The organism is Helicobacter cetorum MIT 00-7128 (genome assembly GCF_000259255.1).
GTDB lineage: Bacteria > Campylobacterota > Campylobacteria > Campylobacterales > Helicobacteraceae > Helicobacter > Helicobacter cetorum_B.
In genome coordinates, this window is record NC_017737.1 from 390,926 (window position 1) to 414,075 (window position 23,150).

At 34.9% G+C, this 23,150-nt stretch carries 22 protein-coding genes and 2 rRNA genes; 16 read left to right on the plus strand and 8 right to left on the minus strand.

Translation table 11 applies throughout. The annotated features are described in order from the left end of the window. Positions 1-78: 78 nt before the first annotated feature. Together miaA and rsfS are read right to left on the minus strand one after the other, a co-directional pair. The gene (miaA, locus tag HCW_RS01885) at positions 79-954 is read right to left on the minus strand and encodes a tRNA (adenosine(37)-N6)-dimethylallyltransferase MiaA (protein WP_081478651.1); all 876 of its coding nucleotides are present in this window, start codon (positions 952-954) and stop codon (positions 79-81) included. Positions 955-967: 13 nt separating this feature from the next. Beyond that, complete coding sequence (gene rsfS / locus HCW_RS01890) at positions 968-1,309, minus strand: ribosome silencing factor (RefSeq protein ID WP_014660539.1); 342 nt, start codon at positions 1,307-1,309, stop codon at positions 968-970. 77 nt (positions 1,310-1,386) lie between these two features. Between rsfS and queF the strand changes: the two genes are divergently transcribed. From queF to HCW_RS01960, 16 genes are all read left to right on the plus strand, one after another. Further along, entirely contained in the window at positions 1,387-1,839 is a 453-nt protein-coding gene (gene queF / locus HCW_RS01895; protein WP_014660540.1) for a preQ(1) synthase, read from the plus strand. A 283-nt stretch (positions 1,840-2,122) separates the two neighbouring features. Next, on the plus strand, positions 2,123-2,785 hold the full coding sequence (locus HCW_RS01900; RefSeq protein ID WP_014660541.1) for a hypothetical protein: 663 nt from the start codon (positions 2,123-2,125) through the stop codon (positions 2,783-2,785). 74 nt (positions 2,786-2,859) lie between these two features. Continuing rightward, positions 2,860-4,551 carry a hypothetical protein gene (locus HCW_RS01905; RefSeq protein WP_014660542.1) on the plus strand — a complete coding sequence of 564 codons (1,692 nt, stop codon included), beginning with the start codon at positions 2,860-2,862 and terminating at the stop codon, positions 4,549-4,551. A gap of 9 nt (positions 4,552-4,560) precedes the next feature. Then, entirely contained in the window at positions 4,561-5,085 is a 525-nt protein-coding gene (locus tag HCW_RS01910) for a hypothetical protein (protein WP_014660543.1), read from the plus strand. Beyond that, positions 5,078-5,644: a hypothetical protein gene (locus tag HCW_RS01915; protein WP_014660544.1), complete on the plus strand. Its 567-nt coding sequence runs from the start codon at positions 5,078-5,080 to the stop codon at positions 5,642-5,644. The genes HCW_RS01910 and HCW_RS01915 overlap by 8 nt, the downstream gene beginning before the upstream one ends. Further along, complete coding sequence (locus tag HCW_RS01920) at positions 5,641-6,444, plus strand: PD-(D/E)XK nuclease family protein (RefSeq protein WP_014660545.1); 804 nt, start codon at positions 5,641-5,643, stop codon at positions 6,442-6,444. The genes HCW_RS01915 and HCW_RS01920 overlap by 4 nt, the downstream gene beginning before the upstream one ends. Before the next feature lie 220 nt (positions 6,445-6,664). Next, entirely contained in the window at positions 6,665-7,363 is a 699-nt protein-coding gene (locus HCW_RS01925; protein WP_014660546.1) for a hypothetical protein, read from the plus strand. 784 nt (positions 7,364-8,147) lie between these two features. Beyond that, positions 8,148-11,034 (plus strand): 23S ribosomal RNA (locus HCW_RS01930). A 184-nt stretch (positions 11,035-11,218) separates the two neighbouring features. Next, positions 11,219-11,336 (plus strand): 5S ribosomal RNA (gene rrf, locus HCW_RS01935). Positions 11,337-12,253: 917 nt separating this feature from the next. Further along, entirely contained in the window at positions 12,254-14,047 is a 1,794-nt protein-coding gene (locus HCW_RS01940) for a DUF262 domain-containing protein (protein WP_014660547.1), read from the plus strand. Positions 14,048-14,738: 691 nt separating this feature from the next. Next, a complete protein-coding gene (locus HCW_RS01945) occupies positions 14,739-15,023 on the plus strand; it encodes an IceA2 protein (RefSeq protein ID WP_014660548.1) in 285 nt (94 codons plus the stop codon). 18 nt (positions 15,024-15,041) lie between these two features. Further along, a complete protein-coding gene (locus HCW_RS01950) occupies positions 15,042-15,416 on the plus strand; it encodes a hypothetical protein (protein WP_014660549.1) in 375 nt (124 codons plus the stop codon). A 15-nt stretch (positions 15,417-15,431) separates the two neighbouring features. Beyond that, on the plus strand, positions 15,432-15,560 hold the full coding sequence (locus HCW_RS09835) for a hypothetical protein (RefSeq protein WP_269208201.1): 129 nt from the start codon (positions 15,432-15,434) through the stop codon (positions 15,558-15,560). Next, positions 15,520-15,885 carry a hypothetical protein gene (locus HCW_RS01955; protein ID WP_014660550.1) on the plus strand — a complete coding sequence of 122 codons (366 nt, stop codon included), beginning with the start codon at positions 15,520-15,522 and terminating at the stop codon, positions 15,883-15,885. Before HCW_RS09835 ends, HCW_RS01955 begins: the two co-directional genes overlap by 41 nt. 67 nt (positions 15,886-15,952) lie before the next feature. Further along, the gene (locus HCW_RS09355) at positions 15,953-16,105 is read left to right on the plus strand and encodes a hypothetical protein (protein WP_155802207.1); all 153 of its coding nucleotides are present in this window, start codon (positions 15,953-15,955) and stop codon (positions 16,103-16,105) included. Positions 16,106-16,116: 11 nt separating this feature from the next. Then, positions 16,117-16,476 (plus strand): hypothetical protein, encoded by a 360-nt coding sequence (locus tag HCW_RS01960; protein ID WP_014660551.1) that lies wholly within the window; start codon positions 16,117-16,119, stop codon positions 16,474-16,476. Between the two features lie 172 nt (positions 16,477-16,648). Here HCW_RS01960 and trpA read toward each other — a convergent pair whose 3' ends face one another. From trpA to trpE, 6 genes are read right to left on the minus strand one after another with little or no spacing between them, the layout of a single operon-like run. Continuing rightward, the gene (trpA, locus tag HCW_RS01965) at positions 16,649-17,437 is read right to left on the minus strand and encodes a tryptophan synthase subunit alpha (protein ID WP_014660552.1); all 789 of its coding nucleotides are present in this window, start codon (positions 17,435-17,437) and stop codon (positions 16,649-16,651) included. Then, positions 17,427-18,614, minus strand: coding sequence for a tryptophan synthase subunit beta (trpB, locus tag HCW_RS01970; RefSeq protein WP_014660553.1), 1,188 nt, complete (start codon positions 18,612-18,614; stop codon positions 17,427-17,429). The genes trpA and trpB overlap by 11 nt, the downstream gene beginning before the upstream one ends. A gap of 1 nt (position 18,615) precedes the next feature. Continuing rightward, positions 18,616-19,977, minus strand: coding sequence for a bifunctional indole-3-glycerol-phosphate synthase TrpC/phosphoribosylanthranilate isomerase TrpF (trpCF, locus tag HCW_RS01975; protein WP_014660554.1), 1,362 nt, complete (start codon positions 19,975-19,977; stop codon positions 18,616-18,618). Next, complete coding sequence (trpD, locus tag HCW_RS01980; RefSeq protein WP_014660555.1) at positions 19,970-20,977, minus strand: anthranilate phosphoribosyltransferase; 1,008 nt, start codon at positions 20,975-20,977, stop codon at positions 19,970-19,972. Before trpD ends, trpCF begins: the two co-directional genes overlap by 8 nt. 3 nt (positions 20,978-20,980) lie before the next feature. Next, positions 20,981-21,562, minus strand: a complete 582-nt coding sequence (locus HCW_RS01985) for an aminodeoxychorismate/anthranilate synthase component II (RefSeq protein ID WP_014660556.1) — start codon at positions 21,560-21,562, stop codon at positions 20,981-20,983. Next, entirely contained in the window at positions 21,559-23,061 is a 1,503-nt protein-coding gene (trpE, locus tag HCW_RS01990) for an anthranilate synthase component I (RefSeq protein ID WP_014660557.1), read from the minus strand. Before trpE ends, HCW_RS01985 begins: the two co-directional genes overlap by 4 nt. Positions 23,062-23,150 lie beyond the last annotated feature (89 nt).

Sequence of the window (23,150 nt, forward strand, 5' to 3'; positions counted from 1 at the left end):
TTATGACTTAAAGCAACTATTATTCTAACATAATAAGCTTTAATATCTTGCAGTATTTTGATTAAAGACTAAAAAATATTAAATGCCACAATCTTTTAAAATCGCTCGTTTAATTTCTTCAATGCCCCCCATACAGAGATTTTGAAATTGTGTTTTATTGAAAGTATTTTGTCGCTTGGCTAATTTCATCGTGTTAGAAAAAATCGCTTCTTCTAGCTCATTAAGGGTTAGGCGTTTTTCTAAATAAAGAATACTCTCTTTAACGCCTATGGCTTTAAAAGGCTGTGAATCTTTGGGGTATTTTGTATAAAGGGCTTTGATTTCTTCAATAAGACCAAGATTAAGCATATTTTTAGTGCGGTTTTTGATGTTATTTTGAAGTGTGTCTTTTTTAATACTAAGAGCAAATAAAGATATGGCATGCTCAAAGGGTTTTTTGGGATTTTTTTTAAAATACTCACTTGGCGGAGTGTGCGTGAGATAAAAGATTTCTAAAGCCTTATGAATGCGATAAGTGTCGTTATAGTGGATTTTAAAAGCTGTGTTAGGGTCAATGGATTTTAAAAACTCATAAGGGTTAGTTAGGGCGTTGATTTCTTGCTCTATTTTTAAGATTTGCTCTTTGCTAGGCTTTGGCATCTCACTTAAGCCTTCTAAAATAGATTTGAGATAAAAGCTACTCCCCCCAACAATGAGTAAAATCTTTTTAGGGCATACTCTAATAGCATCTTCTAAAAGGGTTTTAAAAATTTGGGCGTTATTCTTTTCATCAATATTGAGATAATCTAGGGCGTAATGCTTGATATTCTTTCGCTCTTCTAAGCTTGGTTTAGCCGAAGCGATATTAATATCTTTATAAATACTCAAAGAATCCAAAGAAAAGATTTCAGCATCTAATTTTTGGGCTAGTTCAATAGAAAGAGCGGTTTTTCCGCTCCCACTAGCTCCTAGTATGGCGATAAGTTTTTTAGGCGTTTTGATGAGCTTGCTCGCTTTTATAAGTATTCAAAAACCCTTCTAAATCAAACTTTTTACGGCAATCTTCTGCAAAAAGATGAATCATCAAATCCCCTAAATCAATGATAATCCAATCTTCACTTTCTTCATCTACTTGATAAAAGACTTCACCTAAGGGTTTAAGGGTGTTTTTAAGGGTATCTAGTAAAGAAAGAGCATGCTTACTAGCCAAGGCGGTTGCGATAATGACATCTTCTACTAGATAGGGGGTTTTGGATAAATCAATATGCGTAATATCAAAAGCCTTTTTTTCATCTAGTAGAGCTATAATGGTTTCTATGCGTTTATTCATAAGTTTCCTAATTGTGGTTTTATTTAAAAATGGGTTAAAATAGCGTTATTATAACCTAAATTACTCAAGGAATTTTTATGCAAGAAAATAATGAACTCAATCTCAAATCTTTAGGCACTAAAACGCCCTATATTTTTGAATACAACAAGGATTTGTTAGAAGCCTTTCCTAACCCAAACCCTAATTTAGAACCCTTGATTACTTTAGAATGCAAGGAATTTACAAGCCTTTGTCCTATCACTGCACAACCAGATTTTGGCACGATATACATCCGCTACATTCCTAAGGATAAAATGGTAGAGAGCAAGTCTCTAAAACTCTATTTATTCAGTTATAGAAATTGTGGGAATTTTCATGAGAGTTGTATCAATACGATTTTGCTTGACTTGGTAGAATTGTTAGAGCCAAAGTATTTGGAAGTGTATGGGGATTTTGTCTCTCGTGGGGGGATTGCGATTAAACCTTTTGTAAATTACGCTCTCAAAGAGTATCAAGACTTTAAAGAAAAACGCCTTTTGAATACAAAATGATTTTAGGCTTTTAATATGCTTTTTGTTTAATATCTATTAAAAATCTTTAATTAGAATTTTACTATTCAATCACAAAAAAGGGAGTTAAATAAAAATGACAATTAATCTCAAAAATTTGTCTTCTCTCTCTCTCTTGTAAGATTAAACTCTTTTATTACTTTTTACCTAGTTTTCTATCTAACTACTCAGTTTTTCAAATTTCGCATTTAATTTTTTCAACCCCATATTTTAGGCGCTTCCTATATGCATGTGGGGTTAATAAAGTTAATAAAAAGGGGCAAATATGCAAGGTCTAAATTTAGTTTTTGGCATGAATGTCAATGAGTTTAATAAAAAGCATGGTTTAGTGATTTGTGGGTTGAATCATGGGGTAGGTGTATATGAAGATCCAGATAATGTGAATGCGGAGTTTATCAAAAAGGTTAGCGAAGAAGAGCAATCGTATTATTTCGCTACTATCCCCTTTAGATTTCAAAGACGCATTACTGGATGGTTTGGTCTGTGGGATTGTGCCTTAGAGAGTGAAGAAGAGAAGATGGGGGCGTTTGAAAAGAGCCTTATCAATATCAATTGGGTGGATACTAAATCAAAAAATTTTGATGATGAACTGATAGAGCATAAAGATAATTTTTTACAATACATAGAAGTCCTAGAGCCTAAGCTATTATTCTTCTTTGGGATTGATATGCTAAGGGCTTTAAATGATGAAAGAATTAAACCTTATGTTGAAAATTTTCTAGGTAAGGCTAAAAATGAGCCAAATTATATCACTAAGCCTTTTGAAGGCAAGTCTTTTAGAGTGGGGTTTCAAAGTTTTGAAAAATGCGAAGTGGTAGCTTTCCCACACCCTACAGGCACTATAGGGCTAAGTGATGAATACATCGCTCTTTTTAAAGATGATATTAAGCCCTTAATTGAAAATTATAGAAAGTTTAAGGGTGTGTGAGTTTTAAGAGATTTTAGCGTTACAATTTTGTAACGCACTTCTTGTATTTAAAAATACTATTAAGGATTTTAAAAATGAATAAAGAACAAATAAGAGCGATGATAAAAAGGAAAAAAGAAAATTATTCTAAGCATTTATTCAGACAATTTAATGCGTTAGAAGAATGCGTTATTAAAGATTTTTTAGCGAATTTAAAAGAGTATTTAAAAGAGCAGGGATTTGAGAAAGTAAATCATTATGGGAATTTAGTTTATATAGAGATTGAAGATTTTAGCATTCAAATTGTCTTGCAAGGGCGTAAGTGTTCTATGGTTTTTTCTATTCAAGAAATGGGGTTAAAAGATAGCACACTAATGAGCTGTAATCTTATAAAGCAATTCAAGCTTAAAGGAAAAATGCTAGATAATATCATAGAAAGTAAGCTATGTGAAATGGAGTTAGGGGATTTTGTTTTAAACTTTTTTAAAAACAACAAGCAAAAATTATTAAAGCTCAAAGAAAAATATAAACAAGACAGACAAATTGAATATGAGTTTTTTAAAACAGCCATTAGTCTTATTCAAGCTAAAATCCCTACAAATTATCAAGTAGAATATTCTATTTTAATAGAACATGGGATTGCTATTATTTTTAATGATAATGATAGTTGCCGTATTCAAATAAGAGGGTTTGAAGAAAGTGGCGAAATGTATTGCAAGGGTTGTTATGAAAATGAAGAGTTAGAAGATAATCTACTTGATTGGATAAGAACAAATAAAATAAGCACAGAAGAGTTTGTTAAAATGGTGCTATGCTTTTTTGACAAACATGCAGGCTGTATAACACAAAAATACGCACAAGAACAAGAAGAACAAGAATTTATAAAGTCCTTAATTGCAGTATTACAAGAGAAGTTTAAGGGGACTAATTTTTATGTGTATCCAAAAGAAAATGTGTTTGAAGGGTTTTATATCAGCACGATAGAAAAGAGCGTTAAATTGATTGGTGCTAGTGCAAGTGCAATAGATTATGATGGGCGTAGCAGTTTGATTAGATGCTATCAGGCAGGCGACACTAACTCTAGACAAATCCAAGAGATTTTACAACAAACTGAGCCACACTTTAACAAAACGCAACGCAATTATTGTTCTTTTGATATGAGAAATTTAAAAAAAGAGATTAGTTTGGAAACGCTAAACGCTAAAGATATTGCAAAAATTACTGATTATATTTATGCGTATTGTTTAGAGCATAAAGAATGGCTTATACATATGGATAATCTTATTAAAAAATCTAATTCTTTAGTAAGGGATTTTATAACAAAGACTTATGAGTTTTTAAAAGAGAAGTTTGAAAAAGAGCCTAACTGGGAGCTAGAATTAAAAGAGAGTAAGGATATTTTAGAATTAAATCTTAATTTTAAGGGCGAAATCAAAGAAGCGCAATTTGCTTTTAAATTGCTAAAAATTAGAGGGGTTTCTTGTGTGGAATATATACTAAGTTGTGGCATTTTTGAAAAATGTAGGCATAGTGAAATAGATTTGTTAAAAACGGCTTATTTAATTGAAAATAGCGCACAAAACTTTAATACCTGCTTTAGAAGCGAATGGCTAGATTATCGTTATGTAGAAGACGCCCTAAATTTAGAAAAAAGTTTTTTAGAGAGTTTGGAAGATAAAAGCTTGAATGCTGAAAATTACGGCGTATTTGTCTATAATTATTTCAAAAAACGCCAAGAGATAATAGAAGTCTTAAATGAAAATATAGAAGAATTTATCTTAAAATAAAGGATAAGAATGCTAGATTGTTTTGTTAAAAAATTCACGCATTATTTAGAAGAGCAAGCCAAAAACTTAGAACAAAAGGGTGTTGTCGCTAAGACTGATTTAGATGAACTTTTTGCTAGATTGCAAACTATAAGAGAATATCATGCTAAAAAGCAAGAATTGATTATGGAATTATTAGAGCTAATTTTTAAAAAAGCTCACATAGATAGCATAGAGGGGCTTGTAAATGGTTTGTATTTTTTTGGATTAGATGAAAATCTTAAGGTTATAGATAAGACTTGTATTGATGGCGATTTGCAAAATTTATTAGATAAATTATTGTATGAAATTGCAACACCACTTATTTGTTCTAAAGAAGAATTAGAAGTTTTTATTCAAAAGGCAGAAACTTTAGAAGAAGAGTTTGCAAAACTTAATGCCAAGCATAGAGACCATGCAAAATTAAAGGCTATCATGGGAGTTTCTAGAATAGGCGAAAGCTTAAGAGAGGTTTATCAAAGTAATTTAGATTATGAAAGGAATAGGTATGAATAAAGAGAAGTTTAGTCAAGAAGTTTTAGAAGAGCTTAGAGCTTTATTCAATGAAAATATATGGAAAAGAAAGCAAGATATTAATGATAAATCGCTAGAAGAATTATTGAGAACGCTTGAAAAGGGGCAAAAGGAAAAATCAAGATTTACTAAGGCATATTTTAAGCATATCATCAATTTTGATTTAAAAGATTGTCAGCTTGTCTTAGAAATGTTAGAAAAAGAGGGTATGGTTTCTAAGCCTAATATTTTTGGTTGGCGTAAGATTACTAGGGATTTTCAAACAGAGCTATGCGAAAGGATACAATCCCTAGAAGAAATGGTGTTATATGCCAATGGTGGGGCAGAGTGGGGGAATAATTGGCATTATGATAGGTTGCGTCATATTGGCGAGCAAGTTTATGAGGTTGCTGATGAAAAAAGAAAGACTAATGACTTGCTTAGAAACATCAATTCAGAGCTTAAAAACGCTAATAACGAAAGACAAAGAACTAACGAGTTGTTAGACAAAATAGCCGACGCTTTAGAGTATTTGTCTAATGAGATGAGGTTTTCAAAATGAGCGATTACCAACCATTTTTTAATAAAGTCAAACATGCTTTAAAAGAGCTTGAGATAAAAAGAGCTAGGGGATTGCATGATTACAATGTGTTTAGCGTGCTGATGAGTGAGAGCGATGAAGTGAGGCATTCTAAAATCTTACATTCATTCTTAGACACTATGGGGGAACACTATCAAAAAGACTTGTTTTTAAAGGCGTTTTTAAAGGTGTGTCATTTAGAGAGTTTTGGTTTTAATAGCATAGATACTAAAATTGTTGAAAAAGAAGTTACTACAAATGGTAGTAGGCGAATGGATTTATTTTTAAGCGATGGGTTTAAGCATATTATTTTAGAAAATAAGATATACGCAGGCGATTGTGATAATCAAATTTCTGATTATATTCTAGGCGTAGTTAAGGACTATCAAGTTAATGATGCACAAGATATTTGTGTTTTGTATTTAACAAAAGAAGAACGCTTGCCTAGTCAAAACAGCTTAGGCGATTTCAAGTTAGATGAGAGCAACACAAAGCTATTTTACAAAGGCGATAAGCTTAAATTAGAAAATTTAGAGCAAGGCATACTCTTTAAAGAGCTAATAGAGCAAAAAATGAGTGCTGATGACAAAATAAAATGGGTTGTGAGCAGTAGTTGTGCAGCACAAGATTTTAATAAAAAAATTGTAAATTGTTTGGAAATTAAACTAAATAATGAAAAAATGCGATTTTTACTTGAAACAGGAAACTTTTTTGATGTATATTTTGGAATTGTTGGGTGTGAAACGCTCAAAGGTAAGCATGAGCAAATAAAAAAGATTTAAAGCTTGATAATTTTAGAACAACTGAATGGTGGTTAGACTGGTGGTATCTATCTAAAAAACTTGGTGGCAGTAAAAACTTTGCAGACAATATCCTTAATGGAACTTGGAGTGTAGAAAAATTTAGTCAAGCTATTTTAGACTACTTCAACAAGCATAAAGAATTAGTGGAGACACTAAACGCTAACATTAAAAAATATATCTCATAATCAAAGGAATTTTTATGGCATATTCAATGGAGCATTTTAGAGTTATTGTATTAAAAGATTGTGGGGTTGAAATCCCACAAGACATACAAGCAGGGAAAATAGAAGTCATAGACAAAGAGCTTTTGAAAGAGAGTGTAGCTAAAGCTAGTGGCTTGGTTTGTATTGTAGTGGGGGATAACCTAGTCTTAGCCAAGCAAATTGCTAAAGATTACCCCTTTGTTTTTGTCATAACAACCCCTAAAAATAGCCAAGAAATAAAAATCTTTAAAGAATCTAATTCTATAGTCGTATGCAATAAAAATGAAGTTTTTGCTTGTATTAATGCTATAAAAGAGATGGTTTTAACTCAAGGGGAAATCAATATTGATATGACTCATTTTATGATACTAGCTACTCATAAAAATGGTGTAATGGTAGTAGGAAAAGGGGAGGATAAAGACCTTAAGAATGCTTGCCTCATAGCGCTCAAAAACGCTTTAAAACCTTTGGGTTATGGTCTTGAATATTTAAATGAGATAAAAACAAAGTCTCCTTTTTGTGGCGCTCTTGCATATTTTTGCAGGCATGAAGATTATCCTTTTGACAAGTATTGTGAAGCGCTAGACTCTATTGGTGATATCTTACACGAAGACGCAGAAGTATTGTATGGGTCTCAAATAACGGATACTAAAGATAATGCAAAAGTAATCTTGATTTTAAAGTTTTGCTTTTAATTCTTGTTTTTTGCATTATTTTAGGGTTAAAACCTTAATTTTTAAAAGCTTAGCATGAGTTTTTAGACTATCTAAAAAAACGCTCCTCTAAAATAGGAGTGTAACCCCCTCTATTATATTTGATTCTCTCAATCCCATCCTCTTATATTTTTTCTATCACTATTTAGTTCTAATTGATTTTTACTATTCTTGTATCTTTTTATGCTATTCTCTACCTCCCCTTATCACTTATACTATTGAACTTATATATCAAAATAACAATTCTTATTTGAATTGAGAGCATTTTTTATTTCTTATAACCTCTATAACCTCTATAATTTCTATTTTTTAGAAACTTTTCAACTCTATTCTCTATCTATTCTCTATCTAATGCAACTTCTTTCAATCTTTCTCCTTTTTCCCTTCCCTCCCAATATCCCCCCTAACCACCCATTTAAGGCTCTCACAACAGCCTAATAACCCTTCTATTGAATTTTATTTTCAATCTTTTCCCAAATCTTTTTTATGTTTAAGCAAACTTTAAGCATTGCGTGTCTATAATTACATTTCGTTTTTGACGACAAGCTAACAAGTTAAGCAAACGATTGTTTAACAAACCTAGCAAGTTATCACTAAAACGAAGTTATTTGATTTAATATTGTTAATAGCCTATGTAAAAGTAAAGTAAAACTACAATTACTCTGTCTTATATTCAGTAAGGCAGTGGTAGCGTTGAAGAATATTCATGCAATTGTCGTTATTCATTATATAAAAAGGCGGGTTTTAAAGGATATTTTAGAATTTAAAACAAGCTTTTAAGAGCAGATGGCGGATGCCTTGCCAAAGAGAGGCGATGAAGGACGTACTAGACTGCGATAAGCTATGCGGAGCTGTCAAGGAGCATTGATGCGTAGATGTCCGAATGGGGCAACCCAACTAATAGAGATATTAGTTACTCTAATATAGAGAGCGAACCTAGTGAAGTGAAACATCTCAGTAACTAGAGGAAAAGAAATCAACGAGATTCCCTAAGTAGTGGCGAGCGAAAGGGGAAAAGGGCAAACCGAGTGCTTGCATTCGGGGTTGAGGACTGCGTCATCCAATAGAACACTTTAGCAGAGTTACCTGGAAAGGTAAGCCATAGAAAGTGATAGCCTTGTATGCGACAAGGTGTTCTTAGGTAGCAGTATCCAGAGTAGGCCGAGACACGTGAAATCTTGGTTGAAGCCGGGGAGACCACTCTCCAACCCTAAATACTACTCTTTGAGCGATAGCGAACAAGTACCGTGAGGGAAAGGTGAAAAGAACCGCAGTGAGCGGAGTGAAATAGAACCTGAAACCATCTGCTTACAATCATTCAGAGCCCTATGATTTATCAGGGTGATGGACTGCCTTTTGCATAATGATCCTGCGAGTTGTGGTATCTGGCAAGGTTAAGCGTATGCGAAGCCGTAGCGAAAGCGAGTCTGAATAGGGCGATTTAGTCAGATGCTGCAGACCCGAAGCTAAGTGATCTATCCATGGCCAAGTTGAAACGCGTGTAATAGCGCGTGGAGGACTGAACTCGTACCCATTGAAACGGGTTGGGATGAGCTGTGGATAGGGGTGAAAGGCCAAACAAACTTAGTGATAGCTGGTTCTCTTCGAAATATATTTAGGTATAGCCTCAAGTGATAATAAAAGGGGGTAGAGCACTGATTGGGCTAGGGCTGCTCGCCGCGGTACCAAACCCTATCAAACTTCGAATACCTTTTATCGTATCTTGGGAGTCAGGCGGTGGGTGATAAAATCAATCGTCAAAAGGGGAACAACCCAGACTACCAAATAAGGTCCCTAAGTTCTATTCTGAGTGGAAAAAGATGTGTGGCTACTCAAACAACCAGGAGGTTGGCTTAGAAGCAGCCATCCTTTAAAGAAAGCGTAACAGCTCACTGGTCTAGTGGTCATGCGCTGAAAATATAACGGGGCTAAGATAGACACCGAATTTGTAGATTGTGCTGATGCACAGTGGTAGAAGAGCGTTCTATACAGCGTTGAAGGTATACCGGTAAGGAGTGCTGGAGCGTATAGAAGTGAGCATGCAGGAATGAGTAACGATAAGATATATGAGAATTGTATCCGCCGTAAATCTAAGGTTTCCTACGCGATGGTCGTCATCGTAGGGTTAGTCGGGTCCTAAGCCGAGTCCGAAAGGGGTAGGCGATGGCAAATGGGTTAATATTCCCATACCGACTATGGAGCGTGATGGGGGGACGCATAGGGTTAAGCGAGCTAGCTGATGGAAGTGCTAGTCGAAGGGCGTAGATTGGAGGGAAGGCAAATCCACCTCTGTATTCGAAACCTGACAGGCTCTTTGAGTTCTTTTAGAACAAAGAGAGAATCGCTGATACCGTCGTGCCAAGAAAAGCCTCTAAGCATATCCATAGTCGTCCGTACCGCAAACCGACACAGGTAGATGAGATGAGTATTCTAAGGCGCGTGAAAGAACTCTGGTTAAGGAACTCTGCAAACTAGCACCGTAAGTTCGCGATAAGGTGTGCCACAGCAATGTGGTCTCAGCAAAGAGTCCCTCCCGACTGTTTACCAAAAACACAGCACTTTGCCAACTCGTAAGAGGAAGTATAAGGTGTGACGCCTGCCCGGTGCTCGAAGGTTAAGAGGATGCGTCAGTCGCAAGATGAAGCGTTGAATTGAAGCCCGAGTAAACGGCGGCCGTAACTATAACGGTCCTAAGGTAGCGAAATTCCTTGTCGGTTAAATACCGACCTGCATGAATGGCGTAACGAGATGGGAGCTGTCTCAACCAGAGATTCAGTGAAATTGTAGTGGAGGTGAAAATTCCTCCTACCCGCGGCAAGACGGAAAGACCCCGTGGACCTTTACTACAGCTTAGCACTGCTAATGGGAATATCATGCGCAGGATAGGTGGGAGGCTTTGAAGTAAGGGCTTTGGCTCTTATGGAGCCATTCTTGAGATACCACCCTTGATGTTTCTGTTAGCTAACTGGCCTGTGTTATCCACAGGCAGGACAATGCTTGGTGGGTAGTTTGACTGGGGCGGTCGCCTCCTAAAAAGTAACGGAGGCTTGCAAAGGTTGGCTCATTGCGGTTGGAAATCGCAAGTTGAGTGTAATGGCACAAGCCAGCCTGACTGTGAGACATACAAGTCAAGCAGAGACGAAAGTCGGTCATAGTGATCCGGTGGTTCTGTGTGGAAGGGCCATCGCTCAAAGGATAAAAGGTACCCCGGGGATAACAGGCTGATCTCCCCCAAGAGCTCACATCGACGGGGAGGTTTGGCACCTCGATGTCGGCTCATCGCATCCTGGGGCTGGAGCAGGTCCCAAGGGTATGGCTGTTCGCCATTTAAAGCGGTACGCGAGCTGGGTTCAGAACGTCGTGAGACAGTTCGGTCCCTATCTGCCGTGGGCGTAGGAAAGTTGAGGAGAGCTGTCCCTAGTACGAGAGGACCGGGATGGACGTGTCACTGGTGCACCAGTTGTTCTGCCAAGAGCATCGCTGGGTAGCTACACACGGATGTGATAACTGCTGAAAGCATCTAAGCAGGAAGCCAACTCCAAGATTAACTTTCCCTGAAGCTCGCACAAAGACTATGTGCTTGATAGGGTAGATGTGTAAGCATAGTAATATGTTTAGCTGACTACTACTAATAGAGCGTTTGGCTTGTTTTTTGCTTTTTTATAAAATAACGACAATAAACATGAATAAGTTACCACTGCCTTACTGAGTGTAAGGGAGATTGAGTTTTACTAAAACTTATGGGCTATTAACAATCTTCTTTTGTTAAAAACATAACTCCCTAGGATTAGAAAAGGGAGTTAAGGATAAATCAGATTTTATCTTTAACTCCCTTTTCCTTGTGCCTTTAGAGAAGAGGAACTACCCAGTTAACCATTCCGAACCTGGAAGTCAAGCTCTTCATCGCTGATAATACTGCTCTTTTCAAGAGTGGGAATGTAAGTCGGTGCAGGGATAGGGAAATGTTTTTTAAATCTTACTTGTTTTTAATTTATTTAAAATTTTAGTTTAATTTATTTTATTTCTTATTTTTTTTAATACTTTTTTGATAGTCTAGTATTTATTTTATATCCTTTTAAATAAAACTTATTGGTTGTGAAGTTTTGGTTTTTATTGAGTAGTTAGTTTTTATCCTTAAAAATGTTCTTTGATATTTTTTAATTTTCATTTCTAATGTTTTTAATGTTTATCTTATTGCGTATTGAATGATACTGTCTTTTGTTTGGTGTATTTAGGTGTGTATGACGAGTGGTTTTTTTGTTGTTTAAAAACATGGTAGCTTTTGATTTTAATTCTCGTTGGTTCTCACAAGCAACTTTTTGACTTTCAATCAAATTTGTTTCTATTAAGATTGATAGAAAGTGATACTATAAAATTGTAGATACATTTATTTATTTTTTCTTATATCTTTAAGTGTATGGCGTATATTGTATTGATGGCACATATGGCAACTTGACTTAGCTACTAGAAAGAGGGATACATGAGAGTAGAGATAAGTCTCTTGATTTTTTTGGTAATAGATTGATAGTTATTGACATGATATATTTGTTGGATATGGAAACTTGTTTTTATGTTTAATAGAAATTTTAAGTTTTTACCAAAGGTAATTAGCCAAAAAATTCAATACTTGATTGGTGGTTTAAATTAACCCAAGATAGGCAAATGTTTGTTTTTAGTTTTTTTATTTCTTTCTTGATTGTTGTATTGAATATTGTTGGTGGTTTTTGATGGAGTTGATTGTGTGTTGCAGTGTAGGGCTATAGCAATGGTTTTGTTTGGTGTGATTGTAGGGTTGAGAATATATGTTTTAAAAAATGCTAGAATATTTCCAAGCATTAAGCGATGAGAATCTAAAGGAGCAATAGCTAAGTTATGGCAAAAGATATTGTTGATACAAAATTTACTCCTCTTTGTGGACTTTTTGGTAGAAAAGAGGATTTATATCAAGTTCCTAATTATCAACGCCCTTATAATTGGGGGTTAGAGGAATTAGAAGCCTTAATAGATGATTTAAGTGGGGCATTTGTTCATAGGGGAAGTGAGAGGTATTTTTGTGGTTCTTTAGTGCTGTATAAAAAAGATACCGATGATAGATATGATATTATAGATGGACAACAGCGTTTAACTACTTTTGTTCTTTTGGCGTGTGTGTTAGAAAAGCTTTGTGAGAGTAAAATCATAACTTTATCTGAGGCTACTTTAAATAAGTATATTAAGGAGAGTATTTATAGTGCTTGGGGTAAAGAAACGCTTACCTTGGCTACCCTTGATGATAAAATCATTCAGTTTAAAGTTGGTGTGGTTAAGGAACTGGATTTTACTAATGTGGCAACACAAAAGAATAAGCTTAACAACAAGTATTTAGAGAATGCGCACCACCTTAAGGACTTATTGGAAAGCGTATGTCAATCACATGATTTTGACAATAAAAAACTTAATGGTTTTATAGATTTTATTTATGAAAAAGTAGTATTTAGTCTTGTAATTTGTGATAATTTAGAGAGTGCGATTAAAGTTTTTACAACTTTGAATGCTAGGGGCATGCCTTTGAGTTTTACAGATATTGTGAAGGCAGAACTTATGGGGAAAAGCAAAGAAGATAAGGACAAGAGAGGTTTTCAAATGGCTTGGGATAGACTTGGGGAATCTCTGAAAAAATTTAATAAAAAAGAAGCAAAGGATAGTTCTGGGGCTTTTGAGCTTTTTCTGACTACTTATCTTTATTATCTTAAGGGGAGTAAACCCGAAGTAGCTTTGAGCAAGGGGCTTTTGCAAGAATGGCTAGATAAAAATGGAAATCTACAAAAAAGCATTTTAATAATTATGAGAGAGCTTGAAGACTTTGCTGTTTCGTATAAAGAAATATTGGAGAATGAGAAAGATGTCCACATAGCCCTTTTAAAACACTTAAAGCATAAGGTTTATTATAGGAGTATTTTATGTACCGCTCATTGTGTAAAATATGAGCATATAGAAAGTCTTAAAAGATTATTGGTACAATATTATTACCAGAATTTGCTTAAAGGCAGGAGAGCTGATGCGATTAGGGAGACTAGTTTTGCAATTATTAAGGATGTTAAAGAGAAAAAAACTTTAGAGGAAGTTAAGAAAAAAATTAGACAGAATTTAGGTATTCAAGGAGACAATGCAAAAGAAATTTTGGAGCTGTTGAAAGTTTCTAATTTTGCTAAAAGGCCATTTTCAAAATACATTTTACTTCTAATAGAATATTATCGTGTAGATAATCCTAAATTTTATCCATTTAATCAAGTATTCTTGGAACATATTTTGCCCCAAAATCCTAGCGAAGGTAGTCAGTGGCTTAAAGATTTTAGCAATGAAGAAAGGGAAAGATATACTCATTCTTTAGGTAATCTTACTCTTTTGGCAGAGCGCAAAAATAATCAAGCTGGGAATAAGGATTTTAAACAAAAATGTGATGTTTATATGAATAGCAACAAGAAAATAACAAGTTTTGCAATGACTCAAGATATAGTCAGGAAGTATCAAAAATGGGATAAAGAGAGTATAGAGAAGCGTTTCAAAGAGTTGAGCCAACGAGTGATAGAAATTTTAAAAATTCCAGAAGATAAAAAAGATTTAAAAGAGAAATCTGCTATAAAAAAGCATGTTAGCCTTAATTTGTTTGGACAAGAGATTGATTAGAATTATCAACAAAATATTGACCTACAAGTTGTGAAAAAGTTTTAGTTTTCTAACGATGGAGAAGGGGGAAAGGTCACTTAAATATTTAGCGCTAAGCAATAGATAATGCTCCAAAGTTTTCTAGCTATTGTATGTTTTTCTAAAAAGAGAATATAGTAGGTCTGTAATTGTAAAAGAATTGCAGATCGGTATTAAAAAATTAGAGTGCTTGAAAATTTATATTTAAGCTATTGAAATAATAAGGTATTTTAGAGTATCTAGGAATCTACAATGAATTTTGTGCTAATTGATGAGACCAAGTTTTATAGGAGGAATTGGGGGAGTTAGGTTCATATTCCTCTTAAGTTATTCTTTAGGAACATTATGGTAAAATACCTAAATACCTAAATACCTAAATACCTAAATACCTAAATACCTAAATACCTAAATACCTAAATACCTAAATACCTAAATACCTAAATACCTAAATACCTAAATACCTAAATACCTAAATACCTAAATACCTAAATACCTAAATACCTAAATACCTAAATACCTAAATACCTAAATACCTAAATACCTAAATACCTAAATACCTAAATACCTAAATACCTAAATACCTAAAGGTATATCTATTAGGTTAGATTATAGAGGCTAGGCTGATAGTTTTTAGGTTGTTAGGTATATTACAATTTATTCTTAGGAGATTTATATGGCATTTGTGGTTAAGGTAGTTAATGGTAAAGTAGTGGAATATGAAAATGGTTTTCAGAGAAAAACATATGGTAGTAATGTTGTGGATGCAGATACTGATGGGCATATTGTTGCTACCGTCACTAGAGATGGTAAGATAGTGGAGTATGAAAATGGCTTTCAAAGAAAGACTTATGGTAGCAATGTTGTAAGGGTGCAAATTTCAGGCGGAAGAGTGATTGCAACTACAGCAAATGGCAAGATGGTGGAATATGAAAATGGGTTTCAAAGAAGAACTTACTAGTAATTATGGGGTAGGGCAATGGCGACAAGAACTTATGCGTATCGCGTTAATTGTTGTGGTATTTACAATATGTCTTTGAGATGTGATGTTGAAATTATTGGAGAACCACCACCAGATTCTTTTCCTGCTACTTCAAAGAATGCAATCTATTGTAATATATTATTTCAAATGCTATATGAGGGAGGTTTTGAGATAGTATCTGTTGCGGTATGTCATGTTGGAAAGAAACTTGATGAAAGGTTTTCCAAAGAAGGAAAATATGGGGAATACGAGAATATCTTTTATGAGCTTATTGTTGTAGCCAACCCCCCTATAGTTGAAAATGGGAAAGATGAAACCACAGGTCTATTTTCGTGGGTCAAGCGAAAGTTAAGCAATCTAATTAAAAATTAAGAATAGGAGAAGAGTATGTTGAATGGAGCACATTTTTGGCACATGCAAATGCGCCCTGGTGAAGACAATCCTAAGGTTGAAGATACGATAAAGATTTTAAAAAATGGCTTTATTTGGTTTAGGCGGTTGGGAGCATGGCAATAACCAAATCGCTAAGTTTTTGAATGAAATAAAAGTCAATGGTATGGTTGCTATTAAGGTTGGGCAAGGCCTTGTTGCTTTGGTGCAAGTGATTGGTGGGGCGTATGATATTAGGAAATACGCCCATTATTCTGTGCCAAAAATAGAACATGATTGGCTCATTTATAGAATACCGGTTAGAGTTTTAGACTGGGCTAATAGTGGCGAAAGTATTCCGCAAGGCAGAGGCACTTTAAATAAATGTGTAAACCCTAGTGCAGAGACTTCACAAATCATTTTAAAATGGTATGAAAAAGTATGTGTCAAATTAAAAGAAAAAGGTGAATAGATAGTCTTAGTATAAATCATCACAAAACAAATATTAAAAAGGAGATGGAGATGATTTTAGAATAGTTTTGAGTGCATTGTTGGCATTGGTTTCTGTAGCTTGTGGGAACAAAGAGCCTCTAGTAGAAGTTGCAAGCAGTGATGGAGGGCTTATTATTACCTCTAAAACCGATGAAATAATGATTAAAAATGTTGAGGTTATCGTGGCAATTGTGGGTTAATCAGTGATTTAATGCGTTATTTGTCAAAGCTTGACCAACTTGATAAAAATCAAAAGCAATTTATCAATCAAGTCTTAGCGAATAATATGCCTACTAGCGAATATAGTGGGAGTGATGGCTATTCAATTGGTGCGCAAATAGGTGAAAGATTAGCATTTAAAAATCGTGTTCTTGGACTAGATGATGATGAGTTGCAATGGGATTTAAAATCAATGGTTGAAAAAAAGCAAAAAGACAAAGAAAACATGCGTTCAACTCTAAAATTTGGAGAGAAGAAATTTATTTTAGCTGGATGTGATGGGATTTTAGAAGTTAAAGCAGAAACTAATAAGGGGGGGGTTGGAATTTTAGCTTTTCGCAATGATAAATAAAAGTAAAGTGGGGGGGGGGTAAATTTATTAGGCTGATAAAACTGCGATAAATGCAAAAATATGGTAATATAAAACATAAAAGATTAGGCTTTCACTAAGCCTAAAAATACCAAAACAATCTTTTAGTGTTAGGATTAGCTTTGTTGTTGGTGGCATTAAAAACCAATCCAACTCATTTCATCATCTCTTCTACAAACCCCTTAATTTTTTCTAACATAGCGTTTTTGTTACTCAAATTCTCTTCTATAATTTTCACTAATGCTGAGCCACAAATCACACCACTTGCTCCCATATTTCTAGCATTTTTCACATGTTCTTTTTTAGAAATACCAAAGCCTAATAGGCATGGGGTAGCACAAAGGGATTTTAAGGTTTTGATAATGTTATTGGCGTCATTTTCTAGCGTATTGCTCGCACCAGTAACCCCACTTCTAGCTAAGGTGTAGATATAGCCTTGCGAATTATTAGCGACTTGTTCTAAGTCTTTAAGATTTGCGTTAGGGCTAGCGATAAAAACTTGTTTGATTTCGTGTTTTTTAGCGTGTTTTTCCACTAATTCTTTTTCTATTAAAGGCATATCCGCTATTAAGATGCTATCCACACCACATTCTTTAGCTGTGGCATAAAATTTTTCTATTCCAAAAGCCACAATTAAATTCGCATACACTAAAAGCCCGATAGGAATATGAGCGTTATGCTCTCTAATCTCTTTGAGAAGTTTAAAGTTTTTGTCCATTTTGGCATGTTTTAATGCCCTTAAATTACTCGCTTGTATTATGGCTCCATCAGCTACAGGGTCAGAAAAGCCAAAGCCTAGTTCTAAGGCACTCACATGGCTATCAATGAGTGTTTTGATAATCTCAAAACTCCATTCATAATTAGGGTCGCCTAAGGTTACAAACGGGATAAACGCCATTTTTTCTTGTCTTTTTAAGGTTTCAAACATATTTTCATATCTCATGGCTATCCTTTTTAAAATATTCATAAACGGTGTTTAAATCCTTATCGCCCCTACCACTTAAATTCACCACAATAATGCTCTCTTTATCGCACTTTTTAGCAAGCTTCAACGCATATGCTAAGGCGTGTGAGCTTTCTAGTGCTGGAATAATGCCTTCTTTTTGACACAATAAACTAAACGCTTCTAAAGCTTCATTATCAGTAGCACTCTCATAGGTAGCACGCTTACTATCTTTGAGATAACTATGTTCTGGCCCCACACCCGGATAATCTAGCCCTGCACTAATGCTATGACTTTCTGTGATTTGACCTTCACTATCCTGTAAAAGATAAGTTTTATTGCCATGCAAAATGCCTATACTCCCCTTATTTAAAGTCGCTCCATGCTTGTTTGTATCTAGTCCAAGTCCCGCTGGCTCTACACCAATAAGCTTGACTTCTTTATCTTTCAAAAACGCATTAAAAATCCCTATAGCATTAGAGCCACCCCCCACACACGCTATAACATAATCAGGTAGGCGATTTTCTTTTTCTAAAATTTGAGCTTTACATTCAGTGCCAATCATGCTTTGAAAAGTTTTAACCATTGTAGGGTAGGGGTGTGGTCCAGCGGCGGTGCCTAGCAAGTAATGCGTGTTTTTATAGCTACTTGCGTAGTCTCTTAAGGCTTCATTCACGGCGTCTTTAAGTGTGGCTGAACCTTGCGTTACGCTGATGATTTTTGCCCCTAATAAACGCATTCTAAATACATTTGGCTCTTGTCGTTTGATGTCTTTAGCCCCCATATAAATCACGCATTCTAATTGCAATAACGCACACGCTAAGGCTGTAGCTACGCCATGCTGACCAGCTCCCGTTTCTGCAATAATTCTAGTTTTACCCATTTTTTTAGCTAAAAGGGCTTGCCCTAAGGCTTGATTAGTCTTGTGTGCTCCGCCATGAATTAAATCTTCTCGTTTTAGATAAAGCTTTACTTTAGGATTAGAAATGATATTTCTACATAAGCTTAAGGGGCTAGGGCGACCTACAAAATCTTTTAATAGCCTTGTATATTCTTTTTGAAATTCGCTATCATTCAAGCTATCATAAAAAGCAAGCTCTAGTTCTCTAAGTGCAGGCACTAATAATTCTGAAACAAAACACCCTCCAAACTCCCCAAAATACGCATTTTTATTCATTCTAATACTCTCTTAAAATTTTTGCTACTTGCTTGATTTTATCTTTGTCTTTTAACCTTGGGGCAATTTCTAATCCTGAATTAAAGTCTAATCCTAAAGCCCCTACTTTTAAGGCTTCTTTAGTATTATTTAAATTAAGCCCACCAGCTAAAATAAAAGGCTCTTTAACATCTTTTAAAATACCCCATTCAAAGCTTATGCCATTACCCCCAAATTTATCCCCCTTGGTGTCATACAAAATTAAATTTGCCCCTTCAAACTTAGGTTTTAAATCTTTCTTAGAACTTACGCTGACTACTTGCCAAATGGCACAAGTTTTCACAAGCTTTTTTCTTAAATATGCCACTTCTTTAGATGAATAGTTGCCATGCAATTGAATGGCTTTTAAACCAAGCTCTTTGGCGAGTTTAACAATCTTTTTAGCTTTATGGCTCACAAATACGCCTACAAAATCTAGCTTTTTAACAGCTTTTGTGATTTTTAGTGCTTTTTTGGGTTTAATGAACCTAGGCGAAGATTTTTCAAAAATCAATCCCCCATAAATGAAATGGTTTTTATAAACCGCCTTAGCGTCTTTAATTCTAGTTAAGCCACAGACTTTATTTTCGCCTAAAATAAGTTTAGCACACGCTTTTTTTAAATCTTTTTCTTTCATTAAAGAACTACCGACTAAAAAGCCATTCACATAAGGGGCTAGGGCTTTAACTTCAGCATGCGAGTTAATGCCAGATTCACTAATCACTACAGCGTCTTTTCCTAAAAGGGGGCGTAAATTTAGGGTGTTAGTAATGTTAGTTTTTAGAGTGTGTAAATCCCTATTATTGATGCCTATAATGTCGTGCTTTAAACTTAAAAGGCGTTTGATTTCTTCTTCATTACTCACTTCGCTTAATACATTCATATTAAGGGTTTTAGCTAAGTCAAAAAGCTTTAAATAAGTTTTATCATCTAAGACACTTAGCATTAAAAGCACTGCATTAGCTCCCATAAATCGTGCAAGCTTGATTTGAAAACTATCTATGATAAAGTCTTTACACAAAATGGGTTTAGTGGTATTTCGCGAAACGATTTGAATGTTTTCATATGAGCCTAAAAAATAGCGTCTATCTGCTAAGACTGAAATGCATGATGCAAATTTTTCATAGGTTTTAGCGATTTTTTCTACATTAAAATCTTCTCTAATAAGCCCTTTAGAAGGCGAAGCTTTTTTACACTCTAGAATAAAGCTTGTGTTTTTTTCTAATAATGCCTTTTTAAAATCTCTATTACTTAAGCTTAGTGTTTTAGGTAAAGTATAGATTTTTTTAAGCGTTGCGACTTCTATGCGTTTGTTTTTGATAATATTTTCTAACACGCTAGGCATGGCTTAACTCTATAATTTTTTGTAAATGCGTATAGGCAATACCAGTTTTTAAATGCTCTAGCACCATTGCAACGCCTTCTTTTAAATCTTTAGCAATACCCTTCAAATACAATAAGCACGCTACATTAGCCACGACTACCATTTTATGCGAATCTTTGGCTTTATTTTGTAGTATATCTAAACATGCTCTTGTGCTTTCTTGTGCGTTATTAATCTGTAATTCTTTCAAATCATAGGGGGGCAAACTAAAATCTTTCGCACTCAAAGAATACTCTAAAATCTCATTATCTTTCAATTCGCACACACTTGTTGTATCGTGCAAGACAATTTCATCACTCCCACCCCCATTAACCACCATAGCTCTTTGAACGCCTAATTTTTTTAAAGCGAGTGCCATAGTCTTACACAAGGATTTATCATACACCCCTAAAAGCTGGATTTTAGGTCTTAAGGGGTTAATCAATGGCCCTAAGCAATTAAATATCGTTTTAGCAAAAAGCTCTTTTCTTAAAGGGGCAGATTTTCTAAAACTCTGATGATATAAGGGTGCGAATAAAAACCCAAATTGCGAATGCTCTAAGCAATTTTTTAATTGTGTGCTGTTCATTTCAATATTCACGCCTAGATTTTCTAATAAATCCGCACTCCCACTATAGCTTGATACGCTTCTGCTACCATGTTTTGCCATAGGTAGTCCCATAGAGCTAGCAATAAGTGCAGCTATGGTGCTAATATTGATTGTTTTTAGTCCATCGCCCCCTGTGCCGCAATTGTCTATTAAGTCCAAGTTGCTATTGAAAGGTTTTGGCGTATGCTTTAAAAGCGTTTGTGCGGCGATACTAATTTCATCAAAGCTCTCACCCTTAATTTTTAAAGCACTTAATATTGCTCCAAGCTGTGCTGGGCTGACTTCTTCATTGATAATAAGCGTGAATAATTTTTCTGCTTCTCTATCGCTCAAATTTTTTTGATTATATAGGGTGTTTAAAATGTCTTTCATGCTTTATAGTTTCCTTAAAAACTCTACGCTCTGTTTTAAAAGCTCCCTTCCTTTTAAGGTCATTATGCTTTCAGGGTGGAATTGATAAGCTAAGATTTTATCTTTTTCATCAATAATTGCCATAGGGATATTTTCATACTCTGCAATCACTTCTAAATTTTTAGGCAAATCACTTGCCATTAAAGAATGATAACGCCCCACAACCATACTTTCCCCTAAGCCCTTAAATACTTCGTGTTTTTTAAGCGTAATAGCACTTGCTTTGCCATGCATAATTTCTGGTGCTTGGATAATCTTAGCCCCATAGCTTTGCGCTAAGGCTTGTAAGCCTAAGCAAATCCCTAAAATGGGGAACTTCTTTTTAGCCATTTCTATGATTTCTAAGAGATTGCCAGAATTATTAGGATTACCCGGACCTGGTGAGAGAAACAAAAGGGGCTTTTCTTGTTCTTGATGCATAAGCTTCATAAGATAACTAGGCTCAATATCATTTCTATACACTAGCACTTCATAATCTAAATGCTCCAATTCATACACTAAGTTATACGAGAAAGAATCAAAATTATCTATAAAAAAGATTTTCATAAGCTTGTTTTCCTAATGGCAAAAATTAGTGCTTGCGCTTTAGCCCTTGTTTCGTCAGCTTCACTTTTAGGATTGCTATCTAGCACCACTCCAGCTCCCGCTTGTATCACAGCTCTATGATTTTTAACAAGACATGAGCGAATAGTAATACAAGAATCCATGGAGCCTTCGTTATTTAAATAACCCACACTCCCCCCATAAGACCCTCTTCTTTGATTTTCAAGTTGATAGATGAGTTTTATAGCAGAAATTTTTGGTGCTCCACTAAGCGTGCCTGCATTCATAAAACTTCTATAAGCATGCAAACTATCACAAGACTTTTTTAATTCCCCCACTACGCAAGAAACTAAATGCATGACATTGGAGTATTTATCCACTTTTAAGAGTTTATCACAATAGCGTTTTTGTGAAATTCTAGCCATGTCATTTCGTGCTAAATCCACTAGCATGATATGTTCAGCCCTTTCTTTATAATCGTGTTGCAAATCAAATTCCATTTTGCTATCCAAATCATAATCAATGTTGCCATTTGTATCCTTACCCCTTAAGCGAGTGCCTGCAATGGGATAAATCTCAGCCGTGTTGGTTAAGGCGTTGTATTTTAAAGCGCTCTCAGGGCTGGCTCCAAAAAGGATAAAATCGCTATCTTTTATATAGAACATATAGGGGCTAGGATTAGCAAGCTTTAAATGATAATACGCGCTCAAAGGCTCTTTGCATTCCATATAAAAACTTCGTGATAATACCGCTTGAAAAATCTCGCCTTTTTTGATTTCTTCTTGTAAAAACAGCACCTTTTTTTCAAACTCGCTATCGCTACAATTAGTGCTAATTTCTGTATTTTGCTTGAGTTTTTTTGGCATAAAATCTTGTTGTATGCTATTAGCTAGAATTTTTAAAGTTTGTAATTCTTTTTCTATCTCTATTTTAAGGTGTTTATCAAAACACGCCCCTAAAATCTCGGTGGTTTTTTCTTTATGGTCTATGATGATTAAATTTTGCGCCACATAGAAGATAAAGTCATTGGCTGTGTTATCCTGTGTTTGTAGCTTGGGCAAATCTTCAAAAAAATTCAGCATTTCAAAAGAAAACAATCCGGCACAAAAGAGTGCAAAAGGGTGTTTGTGCTTGGTGCTAATGCTTTTAAAAAGCCCCCTTAGGGCATCAAAAGGGCTAGGTTCAAAGAGTTTAGAAAACTCATCTTGTGCTTTTCTAACTTGTGGGTAGATTAAGGTTAAAGTGTTATTTTGAATAGGGGTTTTGAAAAATGCGCTTAGGTTTTTTAAAAATGCATAGCCATTAGGCGTAAGGCTAGTGATTATTACGGCGTTATGATTACAGATAAGTTTCAAGCAAGCTTTAGCCATAAGCAAAGATTTAGTATTGGTTTTGCTCTCAATTTCGGCACTCTCAAACAAAAGGGTGTTATTTTGCTCTAATTTCTCATAAAGAGCTAGGGGGTAAGCAACATAAGGGATTTGTTCTATTAGACTAATCATGGGCTACTTTAATTAAGATTTAAGGCTGTATTTTACAAGAAAATAGATGAATTAAGGTAAATAGCAAAATAACAAAAAGAGCTTGTAAG

Excerpts from the sequence above, each read along its gene's own strand:
- rsfS (WP_014660539.1), bottom strand. The coding sequence starts at position 1,309 with ATGAATAAACGCATAGAAACCATTATAGCTCTACTAGATGAAAAAAAG.
- queF (WP_014660540.1), top strand. The coding sequence starts at position 1,387 with ATGCAAGAAAATAATGAACTCAATCTCAAATCTTTAGGCACTAAAACG.
- HCW_RS01955 (WP_014660550.1), top strand. The coding sequence starts at position 15,520 with ATGGCTTTATTTGGTTTAGGCGGTTGGGAGCATGGCAATAACCAAATC.
- HCW_RS01925 (WP_014660546.1), top strand. The coding sequence starts at position 6,665 with ATGGCATATTCAATGGAGCATTTTAGAGTTATTGTATTAAAAGATTGT.
- HCW_RS01945 (WP_014660548.1), top strand. The coding sequence starts at position 14,739 with ATGGCATTTGTGGTTAAGGTAGTTAATGGTAAAGTAGTGGAATATGAA.
- trpE (WP_014660557.1), bottom strand. The coding sequence starts at position 23,061 with ATGATTAGTCTAATAGAACAAATCCCTTATGTTGCTTACCCCCTAGCT.
- trpA (WP_014660552.1), bottom strand. The coding sequence starts at position 17,437 with ATGAGATATGAAAATATGTTTGAAACCTTAAAAAGACAAGAAAAAATG.
- HCW_RS09835 (WP_269208201.1), top strand. The coding sequence starts at position 15,432 with ATGTTGAATGGAGCACATTTTTGGCACATGCAAATGCGCCCTGGTGAA.
- HCW_RS01985 (WP_014660556.1), bottom strand. The coding sequence starts at position 21,562 with ATGAAAATCTTTTTTATAGATAATTTTGATTCTTTCTCGTATAACTTA.
- HCW_RS01920 (WP_014660545.1), top strand. The coding sequence starts at position 5,641 with ATGAGCGATTACCAACCATTTTTTAATAAAGTCAAACATGCTTTAAAA.
- HCW_RS01905 (WP_014660542.1), top strand. The coding sequence starts at position 2,860 with ATGAATAAAGAACAAATAAGAGCGATGATAAAAAGGAAAAAAGAAAAT.
- HCW_RS01950 (WP_014660549.1), top strand. The coding sequence starts at position 15,042 with ATGGCGACAAGAACTTATGCGTATCGCGTTAATTGTTGTGGTATTTAC.
- HCW_RS01915 (WP_014660544.1), top strand. The coding sequence starts at position 5,078 with ATGAATAAAGAGAAGTTTAGTCAAGAAGTTTTAGAAGAGCTTAGAGCT.
- HCW_RS01940 (WP_014660547.1), top strand. The coding sequence starts at position 12,254 with ATGGCAAAAGATATTGTTGATACAAAATTTACTCCTCTTTGTGGACTT.
- trpD (WP_014660555.1), bottom strand. The coding sequence starts at position 20,977 with ATGAAAGACATTTTAAACACCCTATATAATCAAAAAAATTTGAGCGAT.
- trpCF (WP_014660554.1), bottom strand. The coding sequence starts at position 19,977 with ATGCCTAGCGTGTTAGAAAATATTATCAAAAACAAACGCATAGAAGTC.
- trpB (WP_014660553.1), bottom strand. The coding sequence starts at position 18,614 with ATGAATAAAAATGCGTATTTTGGGGAGTTTGGAGGGTGTTTTGTTTCA.
- HCW_RS01960 (WP_014660551.1), top strand. The coding sequence starts at position 16,117 with ATGCGTTATTTGTCAAAGCTTGACCAACTTGATAAAAATCAAAAGCAA.
- HCW_RS01910 (WP_014660543.1), top strand. The coding sequence starts at position 4,561 with ATGCTAGATTGTTTTGTTAAAAAATTCACGCATTATTTAGAAGAGCAA.
- HCW_RS01900 (WP_014660541.1), top strand. The coding sequence starts at position 2,123 with ATGCAAGGTCTAAATTTAGTTTTTGGCATGAATGTCAATGAGTTTAAT.